General features: G+C 70.6%; 18 protein-coding genes and 1 pseudogene. 8 read left to right on the top strand and 11 right to left on the bottom strand.

Features of this window, described 5'->3' with window-relative positions; genetic code table 11:
• Window positions 1–21 precede the first annotated feature (21 nt).
• From ACGF8B_RS33940 to ACGF8B_RS33925, 4 genes are all read right to left on the bottom strand, one after another.
• Entirely contained in the window at window positions 22–957 is a 936-nt protein-coding gene (locus ACGF8B_RS33940) for a M56 family metallopeptidase (protein WP_392745974.1), read from the bottom strand.
• Window positions 958–1,043: 86 nt separating this feature from the next.
• Complete coding sequence (locus tag ACGF8B_RS33935; RefSeq protein WP_392745972.1) at window positions 1,044–1,637, bottom strand: DUF5134 domain-containing protein; 594 nt, start codon at window positions 1,635–1,637, stop codon at window positions 1,044–1,046.
• Between the two features lie 137 nt (window positions 1,638–1,774).
• Complete coding sequence (locus ACGF8B_RS33930) at window positions 1,775–2,599, bottom strand: phosphoenolpyruvate hydrolase family protein (RefSeq protein ID WP_392745971.1); 825 nt, start codon at window positions 2,597–2,599, stop codon at window positions 1,775–1,777.
• An 81-nt stretch (window positions 2,600–2,680) separates the two neighbouring features.
• Window positions 2,681–3,934, bottom strand: coding sequence for a Tm-1-like ATP-binding domain-containing protein (locus tag ACGF8B_RS33925; RefSeq protein WP_392745969.1), 1,254 nt, complete (start codon window positions 3,932–3,934; stop codon window positions 2,681–2,683).
• Window positions 3,935–4,040: 106 nt separating this feature from the next.
• Here ACGF8B_RS33925 and ACGF8B_RS33920 point away from each other — a divergent pair, with 106 nt between their 5' ends.
• Complete coding sequence (locus ACGF8B_RS33920; protein ID WP_392745967.1) at window positions 4,041–5,453, top strand: PLP-dependent aminotransferase family protein; 1,413 nt, start codon at window positions 4,041–4,043, stop codon at window positions 5,451–5,453.
• Between the two features lie 15 nt (window positions 5,454–5,468).
• On the opposite strand, the gene ACGF8B_RS33915 is transcribed toward ACGF8B_RS33920, so the two are convergent.
• Window positions 5,469–5,855 carry a VOC family protein gene (locus tag ACGF8B_RS33915; RefSeq protein WP_392745966.1) on the bottom strand — a complete coding sequence of 129 codons (387 nt, stop codon included), beginning with the start codon at window positions 5,853–5,855 and terminating at the stop codon, window positions 5,469–5,471.
• Window positions 5,856–5,932: 77 nt separating this feature from the next.
• On the opposite strand from ACGF8B_RS33915, the gene ACGF8B_RS33910 reads away from it, so the two are divergent.
• A complete protein-coding gene (locus tag ACGF8B_RS33910) occupies window positions 5,933–6,484 on the top strand; it encodes a GNAT family N-acetyltransferase (protein ID WP_392745964.1) in 552 nt (183 codons plus the stop codon).
• 12 nt (window positions 6,485–6,496) lie between these two features.
• On the opposite strand, the gene ACGF8B_RS33905 is transcribed toward ACGF8B_RS33910, so the two are convergent.
• The gene (locus ACGF8B_RS33905; RefSeq protein ID WP_392745962.1) at window positions 6,497–7,147 is read right to left on the bottom strand and encodes a glycerophosphodiester phosphodiesterase; all 651 of its coding nucleotides are present in this window, start codon (window positions 7,145–7,147) and stop codon (window positions 6,497–6,499) included.
• 318 nt (window positions 7,148–7,465) lie between these two features.
• Between ACGF8B_RS33905 and ACGF8B_RS33900 the strand changes: the two genes are divergently transcribed.
• From ACGF8B_RS33900 to ACGF8B_RS33890, 3 genes are read left to right on the top strand one after another with little or no spacing between them, the layout of a single operon-like run.
• Complete coding sequence (locus tag ACGF8B_RS33900) at window positions 7,466–8,863, top strand: DUF6421 family protein (RefSeq protein ID WP_392745961.1); 1,398 nt, start codon at window positions 7,466–7,468, stop codon at window positions 8,861–8,863.
• A 26-nt stretch (window positions 8,864–8,889) separates the two neighbouring features.
• Window positions 8,890–9,657: an SDR family NAD(P)-dependent oxidoreductase gene (locus ACGF8B_RS33895; RefSeq protein ID WP_392745959.1), complete on the top strand. Its 768-nt coding sequence runs from the start codon at window positions 8,890–8,892 to the stop codon at window positions 9,655–9,657.
• Complete coding sequence (locus ACGF8B_RS33890) at window positions 9,636–10,715, top strand: threonine aldolase family protein (protein ID WP_392745957.1); 1,080 nt, start codon at window positions 9,636–9,638, stop codon at window positions 10,713–10,715. The genes ACGF8B_RS33895 and ACGF8B_RS33890 overlap by 22 nt, the downstream gene beginning before the upstream one ends.
• Before the next feature lie 190 nt (window positions 10,716–10,905).
• Here the strand turns inward: ACGF8B_RS33890 and ACGF8B_RS33885 are convergent, their stop codons facing one another.
• The 5 genes from ACGF8B_RS33885 to ACGF8B_RS33865 form a co-directional block, all read right to left on the bottom strand.
• A complete protein-coding gene (locus ACGF8B_RS33885; protein ID WP_392745956.1) occupies window positions 10,906–11,646 on the bottom strand; it encodes a hypothetical protein in 741 nt (246 codons plus the stop codon).
• A 687-nt stretch (window positions 11,647–12,333) separates the two neighbouring features.
• Window positions 12,334–14,361: a WD40 repeat domain-containing serine/threonine protein kinase gene (locus ACGF8B_RS33880; RefSeq protein ID WP_392745955.1), complete on the bottom strand. Its 2,028-nt coding sequence runs from the start codon at window positions 14,359–14,361 to the stop codon at window positions 12,334–12,336.
• 523 nt (window positions 14,362–14,884) lie between these two features.
• Window positions 14,885–15,658: a VOC family protein gene (locus ACGF8B_RS33875; RefSeq protein WP_392745954.1), complete on the bottom strand. Its 774-nt coding sequence runs from the start codon at window positions 15,656–15,658 to the stop codon at window positions 14,885–14,887.
• A gap of 63 nt (window positions 15,659–15,721) precedes the next feature.
• Window positions 15,722–16,279, bottom strand: a complete 558-nt coding sequence (locus ACGF8B_RS33870; RefSeq protein WP_392745953.1) for a hemerythrin domain-containing protein — start codon at window positions 16,277–16,279, stop codon at window positions 15,722–15,724.
• Between the two features lie 656 nt (window positions 16,280–16,935).
• Complete coding sequence (locus ACGF8B_RS33865) at window positions 16,936–17,658, bottom strand: 1-acyl-sn-glycerol-3-phosphate acyltransferase (RefSeq protein WP_124719298.1); 723 nt, start codon at window positions 17,656–17,658, stop codon at window positions 16,936–16,938.
• Between the two features lie 218 nt (window positions 17,659–17,876).
• Here ACGF8B_RS33865 and ACGF8B_RS33860 point away from each other — a divergent pair, with 218 nt between their 5' ends.
• The 3 genes and pseudogenes from ACGF8B_RS33860 to ACGF8B_RS33850 form a co-directional block, all read left to right on the top strand.
• Window positions 17,877–18,203, top strand: coding sequence for a TlpA family protein disulfide reductase (locus tag ACGF8B_RS33860; RefSeq protein WP_392745952.1), 327 nt, complete (start codon window positions 17,877–17,879; stop codon window positions 18,201–18,203).
• 196 nt (window positions 18,204–18,399) lie between these two features.
• Window positions 18,400–18,906 (top strand): flavin reductase family protein, encoded by a 507-nt coding sequence (locus tag ACGF8B_RS33855; RefSeq protein WP_392745950.1) that lies wholly within the window; start codon window positions 18,400–18,402, stop codon window positions 18,904–18,906.
• A 203-nt stretch (window positions 18,907–19,109) separates the two neighbouring features.
• Window positions 19,110–19,190 (top strand): annotated as a pseudogene (locus ACGF8B_RS33850) (electron transfer flavoprotein subunit beta); the annotation flags it as partial.

Genomic DNA, 19,190 nt, shown 5'->3' with positions numbered 1-19,190 from the left:
GCGGAAGGCCGGTGGCCCTGGCTATCGCAGCGCGCTGAGCCCCGGAACGAAGGCCACCAGAAGCGGAACCACCGGCACCATCGCGGCCGCCGCGGTCAGCCGGAGCCGACGGCCCGCGGTGAGCCGGTCCGCCGGGGTCAGCAACCGGTTCACCCGCAGTGGCAGCTGTGCGTCCGGCGCCGGGCAGGGGCCGAACACGCCCCGGTCCTCGTTGAGTTCGACCAGGGCCAGGGCGATCGTCAGCCGCCCGAAACGCTTCGACGCGACATCGTCCGCGGCCAGTTCGACCAGCCGGTGCATCTCGTCGCGGAACGCCGCGAACACCGGCACCTGCGGAAAACCGGTCGCCAGGGCACCGGAACAGTGCAACAGCCAGTCGTGCCGTGCGTTCGCGTGACCCTGCTCATGGGCCAGCACCGCATCGAGCTGACGGCCTTTCAGGCGCCTGAGCGCCGTGGTGGTGATGACCAGTTGAGGCGCGGCGCCGGGCAGCCACCAGGCATCCGGACGCTCTCCCTCCAGCACGACGAGACGGGCGCTGCCGGGCTTCTCACCGGGCATCAGCGGGGCCCGCACCAGCAGTTCGGCGCGCCGCTGCCTGCGCCGCACCTGGGCCCGGTGGATCTCCCGGGTCAGCATCACCGCCGACCACACCCCGCCCAGCGCCAGCAGTACGGCCATGGCGGCGGACCACCGGCCGTGCCCGCCCAGCGCGTACGCCTCCACCACCGCGTGCGGCGCCGGGGCGAACACATGCCCGCGCACCGCCTGCCAGGCGGCGGCCGCGCTGAACGTCATGGAGAGCGCGAAGGACAGCAGCACCCCGGCCACCACGCACTGCCACACCCACAGCGCCACTACGGGCTCACGCTCCGGCCACCGGGCCCTGGCCATCAGCCGCGGGGTCAGGACGGCGGCCAGTGCACCGAGCAGCAGCAGTGCGAGGGAGACCAACATGACGCCAGCCTATGAGGGGCGCGGCACCCACGGGTATGGCTGTGCACGGCAAGTGACGCAGACCACGGTTTGACCGGCCGGCCGGCTCACAGGGTGAGCAGCATCGCGAACATGGCCATCCCCATCGTCAGCCGGCAGGCGAGCGCCAGCTCGGGGCGCGTACCCCAGGTGGTCCCGGCGAGGCCGCTGCCCGCCGGGGAGGGAGCGGCGGCCACCGGTATCAGCCGGGCCCCCGACCGCAGTACGTACACCGCGTAGTAGGCCAGCAGCAGTCCGGTCAGCAGGGGGATGCCCCCGGCCGTCGCCGCGACCCCGTGACCCATGTGCTCGCCGTGGCCGCCGGGTGCCGCCCCGCCGCCCGGCGCCATCGTCAGGGCCATGTAGAACATCGCCGAGGACCCCACCAGATGGTGCAGATGGTGACTTCCGCGCCGGGCGAACCACAGCGCGCGCAACGAGGCCGCCCCGAACAGCGCCGCGTACACCGCCCATCCCCAGGCGGGTGGTGTCACGACGGCCGCCGGCACCGCCATGGCGGCCATGCCGAAGCCCATCAGTGCCTCCGCGCGTGCCGCCCTGCGCCCTTCCCCGGTCTCGCTGCGGGTACGCAGCAGGCAGTACGCACCCGTCGTCGCGCACAACGCCATCAGCAGCCAGCCCGACATCGCCGATCCGTGCACAGCGAACCTCCCCCTGGCCGTACGACGCGGTCCCCCTGGTCGATGCCCGGGGGAGGGCCGCCGTACGCGGCGCACTGAAGTACGAGGGAGCGCGCGGAGGGAGCGTTCCCGCCGCGCGCTGTGCCTTTGTGCCCCTGTCAGCCGAGCGTGAGGGACTTGAAGGCGCGTGCCTGCTCGGTGATGGCACGCTCCGTGGGCAGCCGTTCCATGGACGAGGCGCCGAAGAAGCCGGCGATCCCGGAGGTGTGCTCCAGGACGTAGCGGGCGTCCTCCGGTTCGGCGATCGGGCCGCCGTGGCAGAGCACGATGATGCCGGGATTGACGCGCTTCGCGGCGTCGTGCATCTCCTGCACGGCGGTGGCCGCCTGATCGAGGGTGAGCGCGGTCGAGGCGCCGATGGAACCCTTGGTGGTCAGCCCGACGTGCGGCACGAGGACATCGGCACCCGCCCGCGCCATCTCGGCGGCCTGCTCGGGATCGAACACATAGGGCGCGGTCAGCAGGTCGCGCTCGTGGGCCTGGCGGATCATGTCGATCTCCAGACCGAAGCCCATGCCGGTCTCTTCGAGGTTCTCGCGGAACTTGCCGTCGTACAGCCCGACGGTGGGGAAGTTCTGTACGCCGGTGAAGCCGACGGCCTTCAGCTGGTCGAGGAAGTTGCCCATGATCCGGAACGGATCGGTGCCGCACACCCCGGCGAGCACGGGGACGTCCCGCACCACGGGCAGCACCTCGCCCGCCATGTCGAGCACGATGGCGTTGGCGTCGCCGTACGGCAGCAGACCTGCCAGCGAGCCCCGGCCGGCCATCCGGTACCGGCCGGAGTTGTAGATGATCAGCAGATCGACGCCGCCGGCCTCCGCGCACTTGGCGGACAGACCGGTGCCTGCACCCGCGCCTATGACGGCCTTGCCTGCTGCGACCTGCTCGGCCAGGCGCGACAGGGCTTGATTGCGGTTCACGGATGGACTCCTGTTTCCGTTGGTGGGTTTCTCGCCGCCGGGGCGCGCGGATGCGAGGCCCCGGGCGTGCGGATGTGCGGTTCAGACGTTCGGGTGCGAACGTTCCTGGGTGCTGATCAGCTGGTGGAGGTGGTCGGCGGCGGCGACGGCGAACGACGTGTCGTTGAGGTGGGCACTGATCTCGCGCAGATCGACGGCGCTGCCCCGCAGCGCGGTGCGCAGGGACGCCAGCCCGGCCGCGTCGGCCTCCGGATCGTGGAACGGTGCGCCCGGCGCGTCCACCGCGGAGACGCCGCCCAGCGGCCAGAGGACCGCCGTCGGGCCGTGGGCCGAGGCCAGCTTCCGCCCCATGGAGGCACCGAGTTCGGCCATCTCGTCGGCCGTGGTGCGCATCAGGGTGACGGTCGGGTTGTGCTCCAGGAACTGGCGTCCGGCGAAGCGCTCCGGGACGGTTTCGGCGGCGCCGAAGTTGACCATGTCCAGCGCGCCGGGTGCGACCACCTGCGGCAGCCCCGCCCGGCCCGCCGCGGTGAGCCGGTCCGGGCCGGCGCTCAGCACGCCGCCGACCAGGTCGTCCGCGAGCTCGGTGGTGGTCAGGTCGAGGACACCGGCCAGGAACCCGCCCGCGGCGAGCTTCTCCAGCGCCCGGCCGCCCGCGCCGGTGGCGTGGAAGACCAGCACCTCGTAACCCAGCTCGTCCAGCCGCTGCCGGGCGGCGTCCACCGCCTGGGTGGTGACGCCGAACATGCTGGCGCCGATCAGCGGACGCCCCTGGGGCTGCGACTCGTCCAGCCGCCGTTGGTGGTGGATGGCCATGCCCGCCGCGGCGGCCACCGCGTTGCCCATGATCTGCGTCGACACGGAGTTGATGCCCGCCACGTCGACCACGCTGTACATCATGGTGATGTCGCTGCTGCCGACGTACGGCGACACGTCCCCGCTGGCCATGGTGGACACCAGCACCTTCGGCACGCCGATGGGCAGCGCCTGCATGGCACGCGCGGCGATGAACGAGCCACCGCTGCCGGCCACCGCCAGCACCGCGTCCAGCTGCCCCTCGCGGTACAGATCACCGACGATCTGCTCGACCCCGTCGGCCATGGCGGAGACCGCCGCACCGCGGTCCCCGTTGGCGCGCAGCGCCTCCAGGCCGTGCCCGGCGCGGCGCGCGACGGCCGCCGCGTCGATGTCGCCGGTGACCGTGCCCACGGGCGACGGCATCACCCCGGCATCGACGAGCACCACGTCGCAGCCCGATTCGCGAAGCCGCGCGGAGAGCCACTCGTACTCCGGCCCTTTGGTGTCCAGTGTTCCGACGAGCACCACGGTCGCCATGTTTCTGCTCCTTTGCAACGGCGTTCCCCCGATCATGTGCGAGCCACCGGAGGGCGGCAAAGACCACTTGGGGGCAATTGGCCTGCGGCGGGCGATGATGGGGGGCATGGACCGGATTCCTCCCACCCGGCTGTCCCGTCTGCTGACCGGGTGGTCCAAGGACGGCACGGGCGTGATGCCGCAGCTGCTGGCCGAGGCGCTGCGCGAGCTGGCGCAGCGCGGAGACGTGGCACCGGGCACGGTGCTGCCCTCCCAGCGCGCCCTGGCGACGGCGCTGGGCGTCAGCCGTTCCACGGTGACGGCGGCGTACGGACTGCTGGAGGCCGAGGGGTGGCTGGAGAGCCGGCAGGGCAGCGGCTCCCGGCTGCGGGGCTCCGGCGCGGTGGGCGAGCCGGCCACCGAGGGCCGCCTCGCCAGCTTCGGGACCAGGGACGGCGGCATCGACCTGTCCAGCGGGGCGCTGGACGGCCTGCCCGCGGTCGCGGCGGCGGCCGCCGGGCTGTCCGCAACCGACCTCACCGCCGCGCTGGCCGGCGACGGATACCTCCCGTACGGGCTGCCCGAGCTCCGCGAGGGTATCGCCGAATACCACCGGTCGGCGGGCCTGCCCACCTCCCCGGAACAGATCCTGGTGACCGCCGGATCCCAGCAGGCCGTCTGGCTGATCACCCAGGGGCTGGTCGAGCCCGGCGACACGGTGATCGTGGAGGATCCGACCTACCGGGGCGCGCTCGAAGCACTGCGCGGCCGCGGCGCCCGGCTGGTGCCGCTGCCCGCGGACGGGGCGCACGGTGCCCGGGCGCTGGACCGGCTGGCCGGTCACGTCCGCCCCCGCCTGGTCTACCTCCAGCCGGCCGTACACAACCCCACCGGACGCGGCATGGACGAGTCCACCCGCCTCGCCTGGGCCGCCGTCCTGGCCGAACAGGGCCTGTACGTGGTCGAGGACAACGCCTACGCCGAACTGTCCCTGGCCGACGACGCCGCGCCCCGCTCCCTCGCCGGCCTGCTGCCACCAGCAGCCACGGCCACCGTGGGCACCCTGTCCAAGCTGTTCTGGGGCGGACTCAGGCTGGGCTGGATCCGGGCCTCCACCACCGTGATCCGGCGGCTGACCGACATCAAGAAGTCCGTCGACCTCTCCTGCCCGGTGGTGGAACAGATGCTGGCCGTGAAGCTGCTGCGGCAACTGCCCGAAGCGCGGGCCCACCGCCGCTCCCGGCTGCGCGAACGCCTGGCGGAGACCGAACGGCTCCTGCGCGAGCAGGGGACCGGCTGGCGGTGGGAGCGCCCCGACGGCGGCTCGGCCCTCTGGGTGGAGATGCCGGGCGCCGACGCCGAGGCCACCGCCCAGCTGGCCCGCCGCGCGGGCGTGCTGATCGTCCCCGGCCCGGCCTTCTCCGCCGTGGACGGCTTCCGCCACCATGTGCGGCTCCCGTTCGCGGACGACGACGGCGGCCTGGCGAAGGCCCTGCCCGTGCTCGTCGACTGCGCGGAACGGAGCCGCACCGCTCACTGACGGCATCCGGGGCCGTCAGGGGCGGTACCGCAGCGGATGGTCCGCGGGGACCTCCACCATGACGATCCGGTGCCCGTCGGGGTCGCGGAGCCACATCTCGACCAGCCCCCACGGCTCGCGCACCGGCTCCCGCAGCACCTCCACGCCGCCGGCCGACAACTCCTCGTGCGCCGCCCGCACGTCCGCGACCTGCATCCACAGTTCGAGACCCGGCACCGGCGGCCCGGCGGCGCGCCCGGACACCTCCAGGAAGCCCCCGCCCAGGAAGTAGACCGTGCCCCGCTCGGGGCCGGTACCGAACTCCCGGTAGACGGGCAGCCCGAGGGACCGTCCGTAGAAGATCCGTGACCGTTCGGGATCCACCGGACGCAACAGGACCCGGCTGCTCAGCACATGAACCATGGGCCGACTCTAGATCCGCGACTCCCGCGTTACGCTGCTCCGGCACGGCCACAGCACAGAAACGGAGAGCCACCGCAATGGACACCGCCCCCGCCCAGGACCCGGGACAGCTGACCTTTCGCGACGCGGCCGACGCCGATGTGCCGGCCCTGGTGACGCTCATCGAGTCGGCGTACCGCGGGGACTCCAGCCGGACCGGCTGGACCACCGAGGCCGACATCCTCCAGGGCCGGCGGACGGACCCGGACGGTGTCCGGAAGGTCGTCGAGGCGCCCGGCAGCCGGCTGCTCGTGGTGGAGCGCGACGGCGCGCTCGTCGCCTGCTGCCAGCTCGAACACCGCGGCGAGGCCGCCTACTTCGGCATGTTCGCGGTCCGTCCCGGACTCCAGGGCGCGGGCCTCGGCAAGGTGATCATCGCCGAGGCCGAGCGCACCGTCCGGGAGAGCTGGGGCGTGCGCGAGATGCACATGACCGTGATCTCGGTGCGCGAGGAGCTGATCGCCTGGTACGAGCGGCGGGGCTACCGCCGTACGGGAGAGCTCAGCCCGTTCCCGTACGGCGACGAGCGCTTCGGCATCCCGCAGCGTGACGACCTCGTCTTCGAGCTGCTGGTCAAGAACCTCGTCTGACCGGGGCCGCGATCAGGCGGTGAAACGGCCGGCGCGGCGGATCTCCGGGTAGTCGGTGGTCGCGCCGTCCAGCCGCAGGGCGCGCGCCAGACGCAGATGGTCCTGGGTGTTCACCACCCAGCCGATGACCTTCAGCCCCTCGGCGTGCGCCTGTTCGGCGACCTCCAGGGTGAGACGGCGGATGTTCAGCGCCAGGGTCGCAGCCCCCACCGCCTTCGCCCGGTCCACCACATCGCCCTGCCGGCGGCTCGCGATGAGCACGGTCCGTACCCCCGGCACCAGCCGGGCGATCTCGGCCACCGCCTCGTCATGGAACGAGGACACCTCGACCCGGTCGACGAGACCGCGTCTCAGCATCACCTCGGCCAGCGCGCGGGCCGCCGCCGCGTCCTTGATCTCGGCCTGCACGGGGGACCGCACGGCGTCCAGCACCTCCTCGAAGACCGGCACCCGCTCGCCCTGCCCGGCATCGAGTTCCCGCAGCTCGGACAGGGTCTTCTCGTTGATCGGCCCCTTGCCGTCCGTCGTGCGGTCCACATCGGCGTCGTGCATCACGGCCAGTGCGCCGTCCTTGCTCAGGTGAAGATCCAGCTCGATCGCGTCCATTCCGGCCCGTTCCGCGTGGATGAACGAGCGCAGGGTGTTCTCCGGTTCGACACCCATCACTCCGCGATGTCCGATGGTGAGAAAAGACAAGGCAACCCGCTTCCGTCGACGGCGTCCTTCACGTGCGGCTCCTACCCACGAAGCACCACGGCATCACGGCGGTCAGGCGGTGTGACGCTCTCCGGGCGGGTAGGAGGGCCGGACACCCGCTGCGTGTGTCCGGCCGACGGAAGTAGTCGCTTCAAACGTTCCGCACAGGAAGAATCGCGGTGACCATGGGGGGTGGGCAGGATAATTTTCTGAGCCCCACTTGTCTCAAGGAACCGCACATGGATACGGTTGCTTGACGCGAGGTTCTCCCGTGGAGGAAGTGTTATGACGGAAATTCTTGTGCACGACGCCGCCGAAGGCGGCATAGCTACGGACCGGCGGGTGGTCGATCATCCCGCCTGGCCCGCGCTCAAGAATGCCGTGGAGGAGATCCGCCCCTGGCAGTCGAAGGACGGTTCCATCGACTTCGAGGCCGAGGGGGCGCCGTCCCCGGAGGCCGCACGGTCGACGCTGGACCGTGTGATCGGCGCGGTGGAGGAGCTCTCCCCGCTGCTGCCGCACGACGCCGCCTACCACCGCGCCCTCGCCGCCGACCTGCGCCGCTGGGCCGCGGACGGCTTCGGCGTGCCCGACTTCCTGGACTCGCTGCTCGCCTTCCAGCCGGCCAGGGACCGCGCCGACGGCCTCCAGCACCTGGTCGTCTTCGCCATGTACACCCAGAACGGCAACCCGGACCGCAACCTCGAAGCGGTCGTGCTGCGCATGGTCTGGCCCGAGTGGCTCGCCGAGCTGGAAGCCACCCGCTACGACAACCCGCTGTTCTGCGGCATCACCTTCGAGGACTTCACCTCGGGATACGACACCAATTCCGCGGTGCTCTTCCCGGAGACCATCGCCGTGCGCGAGGCCCCCGAGCGCTTCAGCTGGGGCGGTATCTTCTGCGACCGCGAGGCCGCCCGCTTCCGCCGGGTCACCGAGGCCTCCGTCGAACTGCTCGGCGTCGAACTGCCCGAGGACATCCGGGAGATGGTCGCCGACCAGCAGCGCTGCGAGCAGGCATTCGTGCTCTGGGACATGGTCCACGACCGCACCCACAGCCACGGCGACCTGCCCTTCGACCCCTTCATGATCAAGCAGCGCCAGCCGTTCTGGATGTACGGCCTGGAGGAGCTGCGCTGCGACCTCACCGCCTTCAAGGAGGCCGTGAAGCTGGAGGCCGACGGCGTCGCCCAGGGCCGTGACGTGCAGTACGCCGTGCTGTTCGACCGGATGTTCCGCTTCCCCGTCACCGGCGAGCGCGTCCGCAACTACGACGGCCTCGGCGGCCAGCTGCTCTTCGCGTACCTGCACAAGCACGACGTGATCCGCTGGACCGACAACACACTGAAGATCGACTGGGACCGCGCCCCGCAGATCACCAACCAGCTCTGCGCCGAGATCGAGAAGCTCTACCGCGACGGCATCGACCGCCCCAAGCTGGTCCACTGGTTCGCCGCGTACGACCTGGTCTCCGCCTACCTCGCCCCGCACCCGGGCTCCCGCTGGGCCAAGGGCCCGGACGCGCTGGACCTGTCGCAGCCGCCGCGTAAGCTCGTGGACGATGTGCTTCCGGACGAGTTTCCCCTGAGCATGTTCTATGAGGCGCTCTCCAAGAAGCTGAAGAACGTGATCGCCTCGACCAAGGGGATCACCGCCGCGGATGCCGAGCGGGCAGCCGCGTGAGCGCCGGGTCTGAGGAGGCGGTGGCCATGAACGGAAAAGGCAAGGGCAACGGGAGCGGTGCTCTGGAGGGTGCGGTCGTCGCGGTGGCCGGTGCCGCCGGCCCGGCCGGACGGGCCGCCCTGCTGCGGCTCGCCGAGGCCGGCGCGACCGTCGTGGCCTCCGACGCGGACGCCACCCGGCTGGCCGAGGCGGTCGACGCCGCGCGCTACGCCCACGGGGGCGCCACCGTGACCGGCGACACCGTCGATCTGCTGGACCTCGGCGCCGCCCGCGAATGGGCGGACAGGACCGAGAAGGAATTCGGCCGGATCGACGGCCTGGTCCACCTCGTCGGCGGCTGGCGCGGCAGTCCGAGCTTCGCCGAGACCGACCTCGCCGACTGGAACCTGCTGGAGAAGCTGCTGATCCGTACGGTCCAGCACACCTCGCTGGCCTTCCAGGAGGGGCTCCAGCGCAGCGACCGGGGTCGCTATGTGCTGATCAGCGCGGCCGGGGCGAGCAAGCCCACCGCGGGAAACGCCGCCTACGCCGCGTCGAAGGCGGCGGCCGAGGCCTGGACGCTCGCGCTCGCGGACGCGTTCCGCAAGGCGGGGGGCGACGAAGGGCCCAGGACCGCGGCTGCGATCCTGATCATCAAGGCACTGGTGCACGACGCGATGCGCGCCGAGCGCCCCAATGCGAAATTCGCGGGCTTCACCGACGTCAAGGAGCTGGCCGATGCCATCGCCGACGTCTGGGACCGGCCCGCCCCGGAAGTGAACGGAAAGCGCCTGTGGCTGACCCCACAACCGTAAGGACCGACGCGCGGCGCCACCACGACCCGCAGATCCGCGGCTTCGCCAGCGACAACTACGCGGGCACCCACCCGGAGATCCTCGCCGCCCTCGCCCTCGCCAACGACGGTCACCAGATCGCCTATGGCGAGGACGAGTACACCGAGCACCTCCAGCGCGTCATGCACAGTCACTTCGGCCCCACCGCCGAAGCCTTCCCGGTCTTCAACGGCACCGGTGCCAACGTCGTCTCCCTCCAGGCGATGACCGACCGCTGGGGCGCGGTGATCTGCGCCGAGTCCGCCCACATCAACGTGGACGAGGGCGGAGCCCCGGAGCGGGTGGGCGGCCTCAAGCTGCTCACCGTGCCCACCCCGGACGGCAAGCTCACCCCCGAGCTCATCGACCGGCAGGCATACGGGTGGGACGACGAGCACCGCGCCATGCCGCAGGTCGTCTCGATCACCCAGAACACCGAGCTGGGCACGGTCTACACACCCGACGAGATCCGAGCCATCTGCGACCACGCCCACGGACACGGCATGAAGGTCCATCTGGACGGGGCCCGGATAGCCAACGCCGCGGCGTCGCTGGACGTGCCGATGCGTACGTTCACCAACACCGTCGGCGTCGACGTGCTGTCCTTCGGCGGTACCAAGAACGGGGCGATCTTCGGCGAGGCCGTGGTCGTCCTGAACCCGGACGCCGTCCGTGCCATGAAGCACCTGCGCAAGCTGTCGATGCAGCTCGCGTCGAAGATGCGCTTCGTCTCCGTGCAACTGGAGGCACTGCTCGCCGGCGACCTCTGGCTGCGCAACGCCCGGCACGCCAACGCGATGGCCCAGCGCCTCGCCGAGGGCGTGCGCACGGTGGACGGCGTGGAGATCCTCTACCCCGTCCAGGCCAACGCCGTCTTCGCCCGGCTGCCCCACGAGGTCGGCGAGCGGCTGCAGAAGCGCTTCCGCTTCTACTTCTGGGACGAGGCGGCCGGCGATGTCCGCTGGATGTGCGCCTTCGACACCAGGGAGGACGACGTCGACGCGTTCGTCCTCGCCCTGAAGGAAGAGATGGCGAGGTAGCCACCGCTGAATGGATGCGCGGCCGACGGGAAAGTCATTGACCTCCGGTCGGCCGCACGTCTGCGTTCGGCGGCCATTCTCTGATCCAGCAAGTACCGGGACGCTCCGTCCGTCTCACCGCCGGGGCACAGGCCGGCTGTCTCTCTCGCTTTCGCCACCAGCTCGTGGTGGTGCAGGACGGCGCCCTCGTTCACGGCAGGCTCAGCCGGGACCTGCGGTGGTCCGGGAAGCGATCGGCGTCCGGGTCGAGGAAGTCGATCAAGTCCATGAGCGCGACCTGAAGCCGTACGAGCCTGGGGTGTGGCCGCGTCGAGGAAGCCAGTTCGCGGATGCCGTCCGACAGCGGCTCGAACCACCCGGCGAAGTCGGCGTCGGTGTCCAGGCGTCGGCAGAACTCCGCGTAGCCCAGGCATCGGTCGTCGCTGTCGCAGATCACCAGCTCTCCGAGGGCACGCTGGTTGCTCCGGAATACGCGGAAGTGGGGGTCGTCGTAGCCGTCGGTGTTGAGCACGTTGCTGATGGCCGTCAGATGCCGGACGACAGTCCGGGAGTTCTCGCGGTTGCCGAGGTCCAGGAACTGGACCTTGCGTCGCAGTAGCTCCACCTGCCCGAGGTAGTCGGCCATGACATGCAGGGTGCTCCTGAGCGCGTAGCCGCGATCGGGTTCGTGCTCTGGCGAGTAGTAGATGTTCAGGAACTTTCTGTCCACGATGTTGAACAGACGTGACTGAAGGTCATAGGCCGCCCACAGCAGCGGATCCCGGCGCTGACTCATCAGGTCCTGATGCTCGACGAGCTTCAGCTGCTCCGCCCTCTGCCGCTCCAGCTGCGAGGCGAGCAGAGCCTGTTTCCAGCTGAACCGGGAGCTGAGCAGGACGCTTGAGAGAGCTACCGCTCCGGAGACCGAGGCCACCACCAGCTCGGTATTCATGAGGCGTGAACCTATCGCGGGCCGCAACTGCTTGGACAGGGGGCGGCCGCGTTCGGGTCGCTCTCACGACGGACCCGTTCACCCGGGGGAACGGGCTGTGCGCCGCATGGGAGCAGCCGGGTTCGGCGGCCTGCGGCACGGCGCCGTGACGTGAAGTCATCGAATGAACACGCGGCGTTACGCTTTTGATGCCAGTGCGACGGGCAAGAGGTGTCGTGGTGTCAGGCAGAGCCGATCATCCGGTCGTCAATCGTCATGACTCGCCCCCAAGGAGTGTTCGTGAAGCTCATCCCCCGTCCCGTTCGAGCCGTCCTGGCGGCAGCGTCAGGTGCCGCGCTGGTCATGATGGCGCTCCCGGGTCCGGCACTACATCGGCGGCGCCGGCTGCCGGAGCGGAGATCGCACCGCGCACACACCCCACTGAGCCTTGATCCAGTCTCGGTGGTAAACGGTCCAGCCCAATTGTCGGGGACACCAGCGGCAGCCGCCGCGTCTGACGGGCTGCGGCGCGCGGGGGCTTTCGTGTCCCGCCGCAGGAGGGGCCGAGGCGGCGGGGATCGAACGTGAGCCGGCGGAAGTGCGGATACCCCCCAGGCCGCCCTGGACGCATTCGCCGCAGCTCCGAGCGTGCGCACGGTCATTCCTGGTTCGAGCCGCTGCACGTTTCTGCGCAGTTCCTCAGGGACTTCATGCGAGGTTCCAGAGCTGGACTTCGGTCGAGGGTCTCTTGCTCGTGGTGGCGAGGGTTGTGCCATCCGGACCGAGCGCCAGCCAGTAGTGTGCGCTGTCGTCCAGTACGGAGGCACGCCCGGTGGCCACGTTCCACACCTTGAGCCCTTCCTTGCCGGCACTGGCGAGCGACTTTCCGTCGGGGCGGAACGCCACGGAGAACACGATCTCCTCGGTGAGCGTGGTGGTGCGGCCGGTAGCGGCGTCCCACAGCCAGATGCCGCCTCGGCCGGTACCGGCCGAGGCCTCGTAGTTGGATCCGTCGCAGCTGGCGAGCGTCCTGCTGTCGGGGCTGAACGCCACCGCGTTGGTGTAGGTCACGGAGTCGCGGAGGGCGGTGACGCGGTGGCTCGAACGGTCCCAGAGGCGTACTCCGGACTCGCCGCCGGCCGCGATGGAGCGCCCGTCGGGGCTGAACGCCACGTGGAAGAAGGCCCCATCGTGCCTGCCGTCGAGGGCCGTGCCGACGGGCCGTCGTCCCGACAGGTCCCACAGCCGGATTTGGCCCTCGCCACCGGTGTTGTAGTCCTGGCCGCTGACGGCGAGCGTCTTGCCGTCGGGGCTGAACGCCAGCGCGTTCGTCCAGGTCCACGAATCGTCGTCGAAGTCCCACTCACGCTTGAGGGTGGTCTGGACTCGCCCCGTGGCCATGTTCCACAAGGTGACGCTGTCCGAACCAGCACTGCCAACGGCGAGCGTCCTGCCGTTGGGGCTGAACGCCACCGTGTTCGGCAGGAAGTCCGATTCCCCGAGGGTCAGGGTGGAGAGCCGACGGGTCGCCATGTCCCAGAGCTGGATGCAGCCGCTGTCCCCTCTGTCGTCCGATCCGTCGTCCGTCGAGGCTCTGTAACTGGAAGCGGCCACTGTCCCGCCATCGGGACTGTATGCCGCCCCCACGACCGGGACCTTGCCGTTGAGTTCGCCTGCGGTGGGCCTCTTCGGTCCTGCCTTCTTCGGCGCCTTCCCCGCTCCGTCCTGTTCTCCCGGATCCTTCTCGTCCCTGGGCCAGAAGACCACCGCAGGGACGACCACAGCGGCCGCCGCGACACCGCCGAGCAAGACGGCGCGCCGCCCCGGACCGCGGCTCGGACCCGACTTCCGTGATTCCGGTGGGGCAAGCGGTTCCGGTAGAGCAAGCGGATCCGCCGGCCTCGGGGCGGCTCCCGGTTCCGTGCGGATGTGGGGTGATGGTCCGGTGCGTCGCAGGATCTCGGCGATCTCCGGTCGATGCACCGGCTCCTTGGCCAAGCACGCGGCAATCAGCTCGCGCAATGGGTCGGCGAGGCCGTCCAGACGCGGTGGCTCGTCGAGGATCCGCCGTACGATCGCGGGAATGTTCGGGGCGTCGAAGGGGCCGTGACCGTTCGCGGCGAAGGCGAGCACACAGCCGAGCGAGAACACGTCGCTCGCCGAGCCCACCTCCTCGCCCCGCACCTGTTCCGGGGACATGAACGCGTACGTGCCGATCGGTGCGCCCGTAACGGTCAGGGCGCTGGCGTTGCCGACCTGGGCGATACCGAAGTCGATGATGCGCGGACCGTCATCCGCCATGATCACGTTGCCGGGCTTCAGGTCCCGGTGGACGAGACCGCACGCGTGAATGGCGCCCAGGCCTTCGGCCAGACCCGCGCCCAATTCGCTCACCGCCTGAGGCGTGAGCAAAGTGCCGCCGTGCACCAAGTCCTGCAAGGAGGGGCCGCTGATGTAGGCGGTCACCATCCATGGTGCCTCGGCATCCGGGTCGGCATCGATGACCTGTGCGGTGTGGAATCCGCCCACGCGCCGGGCGGCCTGCACCTCCAAGGCGAAGCGCTCCCGGAATCGGGGGTTGCGGGCGTAGTCGGAACGAATCAGCTTGACCGCGACCTTGCGGCCGCCGCCCGGGGAGAGTGCCAGGAACACCTGGCCCATGCCGCCTGCGCCCAGTCTGGATTGCAGGCGGTACGGGCCGATCCGGCGGGGGTCACCGGGTTGCAGGGGGTCCATCCATACCGCCCATCACTGAGGAGATCAGTTGCTCGCATTGTGCCAAGCAGCATCGGTTTCGGGAGCAGAACAGTAACGGCCGATCCGACGATCCCGAGGCAGGGCAAGGCAGGGCAGGGCCGTCCGTCCGAACCGGCCTCGGCGTCTGGCCGGCCGCCACTCCCGGAGATCTGTTCCCGCCCGGCAGCCGACAGGCGGGAACGGACGGTAGAGGGCTCGACATCTGTCGCGGGAGTGATCTGATCAGTGGTCAGCATCCGTTTGTGGCACGGGAGATGGGTGTCCTCGATGACGGTGGAGATGGGCGGCTGCGGCGTGCGGCGGCCTGGGCGAACCACTGCCACGCCCAGGCCGAGGGGCACCGCTCGGCGACCACGGAGGTCCAGGCGCCGCCCCCGGTCTCGGAGAGCTTCGATGTCGCTGTCCGGTTCACCGTCACACCCGCCGACACCCTGGCCGGTACGCCCGCGCGTCGTGCGCCGGTGGCCGACTGGACGGCGTCGCTGATCGAGGGCGGCTGCCGTCAGGCGCCGGTCAGGGTGAAGAGGGCGCCATCGGGATCGCGGATGAGGAACGTACCGGCCGGAGTACCGGCAGGTGAGGGAGACGGTGAGGATTCACCTCCGGCAGCCGTGGCGGCTGCCGCGGCCCGCTCGCCGTCCCTCACCCGGAAGTGGACGTTCCACCGGGGCCGGACGCGTGGGTCCGGGCCGGTTTCGTCGCTGCCGCCGTACAGCGTGGCGACGGTGCGTCCGCCGGCCTGGACGATGACGTGGTCCTGGGCGTAGTCGACGGTGCAGCCGCCGGGTGGCCGGGCCCAGCCGAAGACCTCGGCGTAGAAGATGGCGGCGTCGAACGCGTCACGGGTCCGGAGGTCCAGCCGTACCAGGGCCCTGCCTCGCTCTACCGGCCAGGTCGGGGCGGGGCCTTCCCAGAATCCGAACACGGCGCCGTCGCGGTCGGCGGCGATCCCGGCACGGCCCTCGCCCAGGGCCCGGGGGCCGACGGCGAGCGTGGCGCCGCGCTCCCTGATCCGTCCGGCTGTCTCGTCCGCGTCCCTGACGGCGAAGTAGGGGGTCCAGACGGCAGGATCGCCGGCGCCTCGGCAGCATCCGATCCCGGCGACCGGTTCACCATGGGCCAGAGCCACCGAGAAGTCGCTGCCCAGCGCGCTCGGTCCGAAAGTCCAGTCCATGACGGCGGAGTAGAAGGACTGTGCCGCGCGCAGGTCCCGTGACATCAGGCTCACCCAGCACGGCGCACCGGCCACCGGCACGGTTCTTTCGAGGGCCGGCATTCGGTGCTCCCTGCGGGTACGTGGTGGGTGTCGGGCCATGTTCGAGGTGGCCAGGGGTGGGGCTCAGCGGGTGTGCGCACGGAGCAGGTCGCGTACCCGGTCGACCAGTCCGGCTCCGGGTACGAGGAGTCTGCCGGCGGGCGGGGTGTGCGGGAGCGAGGGGTGGGGCCGGGTGGGAGCGGTCTGCCTGGCCCGGCGCACCAGTCGGCCGAGTCCGTCGAGTGTCTCGGGCGGGAGGGCGGCTGCGAGTTTCGGGAACAGTTCGTGTTCTTCCTCGCGCACGTGGGAGGCGACCTCGAACTTCAGCTTCGCGATCGTGTCGTTGAACCGCGGGTCGTCGACGCTCAGGTCTTCGAGATCCTTGAGCATGCGCTCGGCTCTGGCGTGGTCGGCGAGTTCCTTGTCCGCCATGGCCGCACCGTGCGGTACGTGCTTGCGCACGGCGGGGTAGAGGTGCAGTTCCTCGGCGACGGTGTGCCGGACCAGTTCCGCGGTCAGCCGGTCCGCGAGCTCCCGCCGCCGGGGGTGGTCGACCGGCTGCAACTCGATCTGCGAGAACAGATCCTCCAGCTCACGGTGATCGGCTACGAGCTCCGCGATCACATCGCCACCGGGTTCCATCGCGACACAGCACCTCTCCTGAGGACGTCGCCCCTCGGGACGAGGGCGCAAGCACACAGACAACACACCGGGGACACGAAACCTGTGCCACGCGCGCGGGAACCGCACCGCACTCACCTCCCCGGCCCTGCGATCACCCCCGGTCCCGGGGCCGGGCTACGGGCTGCGGCCCGGCCGCGTCCTGCCCTTGGCGAGGCATCGGCGAGCTGATCACGGGTCATGCCGGAACGCCCTTTGACCCCGGCCCCGGTGGCCTTCCCCGTACAGCTGGGCCTCGGTCAGCGACCGAAGGGACCCGGTGCACGGACTGATCGCGATCCGGCTGGCCGGCCAGGACCGCCAGGACCCCCGGGGCAACACACCGGGCGTCGACGCGCGGTTCTCGCTCGACGAGGAGCGGCCGGCCCGGACGGTCCGCCCCGAGACCGGCGACGTGGACCACCCGCTGCCGTACGCGGCTCAGCGTCCGGCGGTGCGGTGCGCGCTCCCGTCCGCCGAGGACCGCTCTCAGCTGTGGCGCACGCTGCCCACTGCGCTCCGAGGCCGGGCCGAGCGGCCGGCCGGGCCACCTGCCCGCCGGATTCACCGGTCGCCGCAACGGCCCCTCTCCGGGGCGCGGGGCACCGCCCGCTCCCCGGAAGAGACGTTTCGGCCCGTCAGCTCTTCTCCCGCACCTCGGCGGGGGTCGGGGCGGTACCGCCGAGGTGGGCGGGCACCCACCAGGTGTCACTCGCGTCCTTCGGACGCACGGGATAGGCGCGCTGGGCCGCCTCCAGGAGCTCCTGGACCCGCTCCCGCAGCCGCCGGGTGATCGCGCCCGCGTACTGGTCGGTGGGCGCCTCCACCGGCTCGCCGACCCGGATCGTCACCGGCACGTGATTGCGCTTGAAATTGCGCGGCCGTCCCTTGGTCCACAGCCGCTGCGTGCCCCACAGCGCCATCGGGATCAGCGGCACGCCGGCCTCCTGCGCCAACCGGGCGGCGCCCGACTTGAAGCTCTTCAGCGTGAACGACTCCGAGATCGTGGCCTCGGGGAACACACCGACGATCTCGCCGGAGCGCAGCGAGGCGAGCGCGTGCGCATACGCGTCCTCGCCCTGCTTGCGGTCGACGGGGATGTGCTTCATCCCGCGCATCAGCGGCCCCGAGACCTTGTGCCGGAAGACCGACTCCTTCGCCATGAAGCGGACCAGCCGCTTCTGAGGCAGGGCCGCGAGCCCGGTGAAGATGAAGTCCAGATAGCTGATGTGATTGCTCACCAGTACCGCGCCACCGGTCTTCGGGATGTGCTCGGAACCCTGAGTGTCGATCTTCAGGTCAAGCGCCTTGAAAAACGTGCGAGCGGCGCCGATGACCGGCCGATAGACGAGTTCTGCCATCTGGGGAAGACCCTTCTTCAGCGCCTGAGGAGGGTTCTCCCGGCGGAAGTTACGCAGCCGTAGGTTTGCGGCATTGCGCCGATCGTGCCCCATGCGCGACGCGGTGGCCAGTCTCCAAGGGCTCGGGGCGCGAGATTCTCGTCACGTGGAACCTCCGGGAATGTCTCGTCGGCCGGCGGTGCTGACCTCTTGCGATGAGCTCTGACAGGAGGCCGAAGGTGGACGGGCAGAAGAGTGGAGGGCCGCTGGACGCGGCCCGGATCGGCGCCGAACTGGGCGAGCGGGCCACCCTGGTGCAGTTCTCCAGCGCGTTCTGTCAGCCCTGCCGGGCCACCCGCCGCACCCTCGCCGAGGTGGCCCGCATGGTGGACGGCGTCGCCCATGTCGAGATCGACGCCGAGGCGCATCTCGCCCTGGTGCGGGAGCTGGGGATCAGCCGGACGCCGACCGTGCTCGTCCTCGACGCGGCCGGCCGGATCGTCCGCCGGGCAGTCGGACAGCCGCGCACCGTCGATGTTGTCGCCGCGCTGGGACAGGCGATGTGACGGACCGTGACGCATCTCCCACATCGCGGAACACTCTTGACTGCACCCACCATGCATCGTCAGTCTGACGCTATGCCGCCGGAAGTCCTTCTCTACGGCCGGGTCCACGTCGATCTCGCCCGCAACGCGAGTGCGCGCTGTCCGGGTGCCTGAGCAACCACGGCCCCGTAAGCCACTTCCGCAGAAGGACATGTCCATGACGGCATCGCCCGAGCTCGACGCCCCCCGCCAGGCTTCCCCCGAGCTGCTCCGCTCGGCCTTCCGCCGGCACGCCGCCGGCGTGGCGGTGATCACCGCCGCCGGTGACCGGCCGGTCGGCTTCACCGCCACCTCCCTCAACTCCGTCGCCGCCGAACCGCCGCTGATCTCCTTCGGGGTCGGCACCTCGTCCTCCAGCTGGCCGGTCCTGGCCGAGGCCGAGCACGTCGGCGTCCACATACTCGGCGAGCACCAGCAGGAACTGGCCGCCACCTTCGCCCGCAGCGGCGCCGACCGGTTCGGCCCGTCCACCTATTGGAGCAGTGGGCCCGAAGGAGTGCCGGTACTCGGCGGCGTACTGGCGTGGCTGGTCTGCCGCGTGGTCGCCCGCGTCCCGGCCGGGGACCACCGGATCGTGATCGCGCAGGCCGTGACCGGCGATCCGGCCGGGGTCGGCCGTCCGCTGATCTATCACCAGGGCCGTTTCAACGCGCTGAGGGACTGATCCGGCCCGGGCGGCACATGGGGTGTCGTACGTTGGGCATATCACAGTTCCAAGCGCTTGCTCATAGGTGAGCCGCTGGGTGTACTGGCTAGTAATATTTCCGGTCGAGGCGTCGGTCGCCCCGACCGGAAACCGCCCCATCAGGCGCCTATGCTGCGTGCAACAAGGCAGCCCGGAAATGACGATGCAGTAGGAGAGCCGGCGTGAGCTTGAGGATCGTTGTCTGTGTGAAGTACGTGCCCGACGCCACCGGTGACCGGCATTTCGCCGATGACCTGACGGTG

Origin of the sequence: Streptomyces sp. NPDC047917 (assembly GCF_043204345.1) — a bacterium.
GTDB classification, from domain to species: domain Bacteria; phylum Actinomycetota; class Actinomycetes; order Streptomycetales; family Streptomycetaceae; genus Streptomyces; species Streptomyces sanglieri.
This window is presented reverse-complemented; position numbering and strand designations above follow the sequence as displayed.

Bases quoted from the DNA above. Each gene is read 5' to 3' on its own strand.
- ACGF8B_RS33915 (WP_392745966.1), bottom strand. From the start codon at position 5,855: ATGGTTCATGTGCTGAGCAGCCGGGTCCTGTTGCGTCCGGTGGATCCC.
- ACGF8B_RS33865 (WP_124719298.1), bottom strand. From the start codon at position 17,658: ATGGCAGAACTCGTCTATCGGCCGGTCATCGGCGCCGCTCGCACGTTT.
- ACGF8B_RS33880 (WP_392745955.1), bottom strand. From the start codon at position 14,361: ATGGACCCCCTGCAACCCGGTGACCCCCGCCGGATCGGCCCGTACCGC.
- ACGF8B_RS33925 (WP_392745969.1), bottom strand. From the start codon at position 3,934: ATGGCGACCGTGGTGCTCGTCGGAACACTGGACACCAAAGGGCCGGAG.
- ACGF8B_RS33875 (WP_392745954.1), bottom strand. From the start codon at position 15,658: ATGCCGGCCCTCGAAAGAACCGTGCCGGTGGCCGGTGCGCCGTGCTGG.
- ACGF8B_RS33910 (WP_392745964.1), top strand. From the start codon at position 5,933: ATGGACACCGCCCCCGCCCAGGACCCGGGACAGCTGACCTTTCGCGAC.
- ACGF8B_RS33885 (WP_392745956.1), bottom strand. From the start codon at position 11,646: ATGAATACCGAGCTGGTGGTGGCCTCGGTCTCCGGAGCGGTAGCTCTC.
- ACGF8B_RS33940 (WP_392745974.1), bottom strand. From the start codon at position 957: ATGTTGGTCTCCCTCGCACTGCTGCTGCTCGGTGCACTGGCCGCCGTC.
- ACGF8B_RS33905 (WP_392745962.1), bottom strand. From the start codon at position 7,147: ATGGGTGTCGAACCGGAGAACACCCTGCGCTCGTTCATCCACGCGGAA.
- ACGF8B_RS33870 (WP_392745953.1), bottom strand. From the start codon at position 16,279: ATGGAACCCGGTGGCGATGTGATCGCGGAGCTCGTAGCCGATCACCGT.
- ACGF8B_RS33900 (WP_392745961.1), top strand. From the start codon at position 7,466: ATGACGGAAATTCTTGTGCACGACGCCGCCGAAGGCGGCATAGCTACG.
- ACGF8B_RS33920 (WP_392745967.1), top strand. From the start codon at position 4,041: ATGGACCGGATTCCTCCCACCCGGCTGTCCCGTCTGCTGACCGGGTGG.
- ACGF8B_RS33855 (WP_392745950.1), top strand. From the start codon at position 18,400: ATGACGGCATCGCCCGAGCTCGACGCCCCCCGCCAGGCTTCCCCCGAG.
- ACGF8B_RS33895 (WP_392745959.1), top strand. From the start codon at position 8,890: ATGAACGGAAAAGGCAAGGGCAACGGGAGCGGTGCTCTGGAGGGTGCG.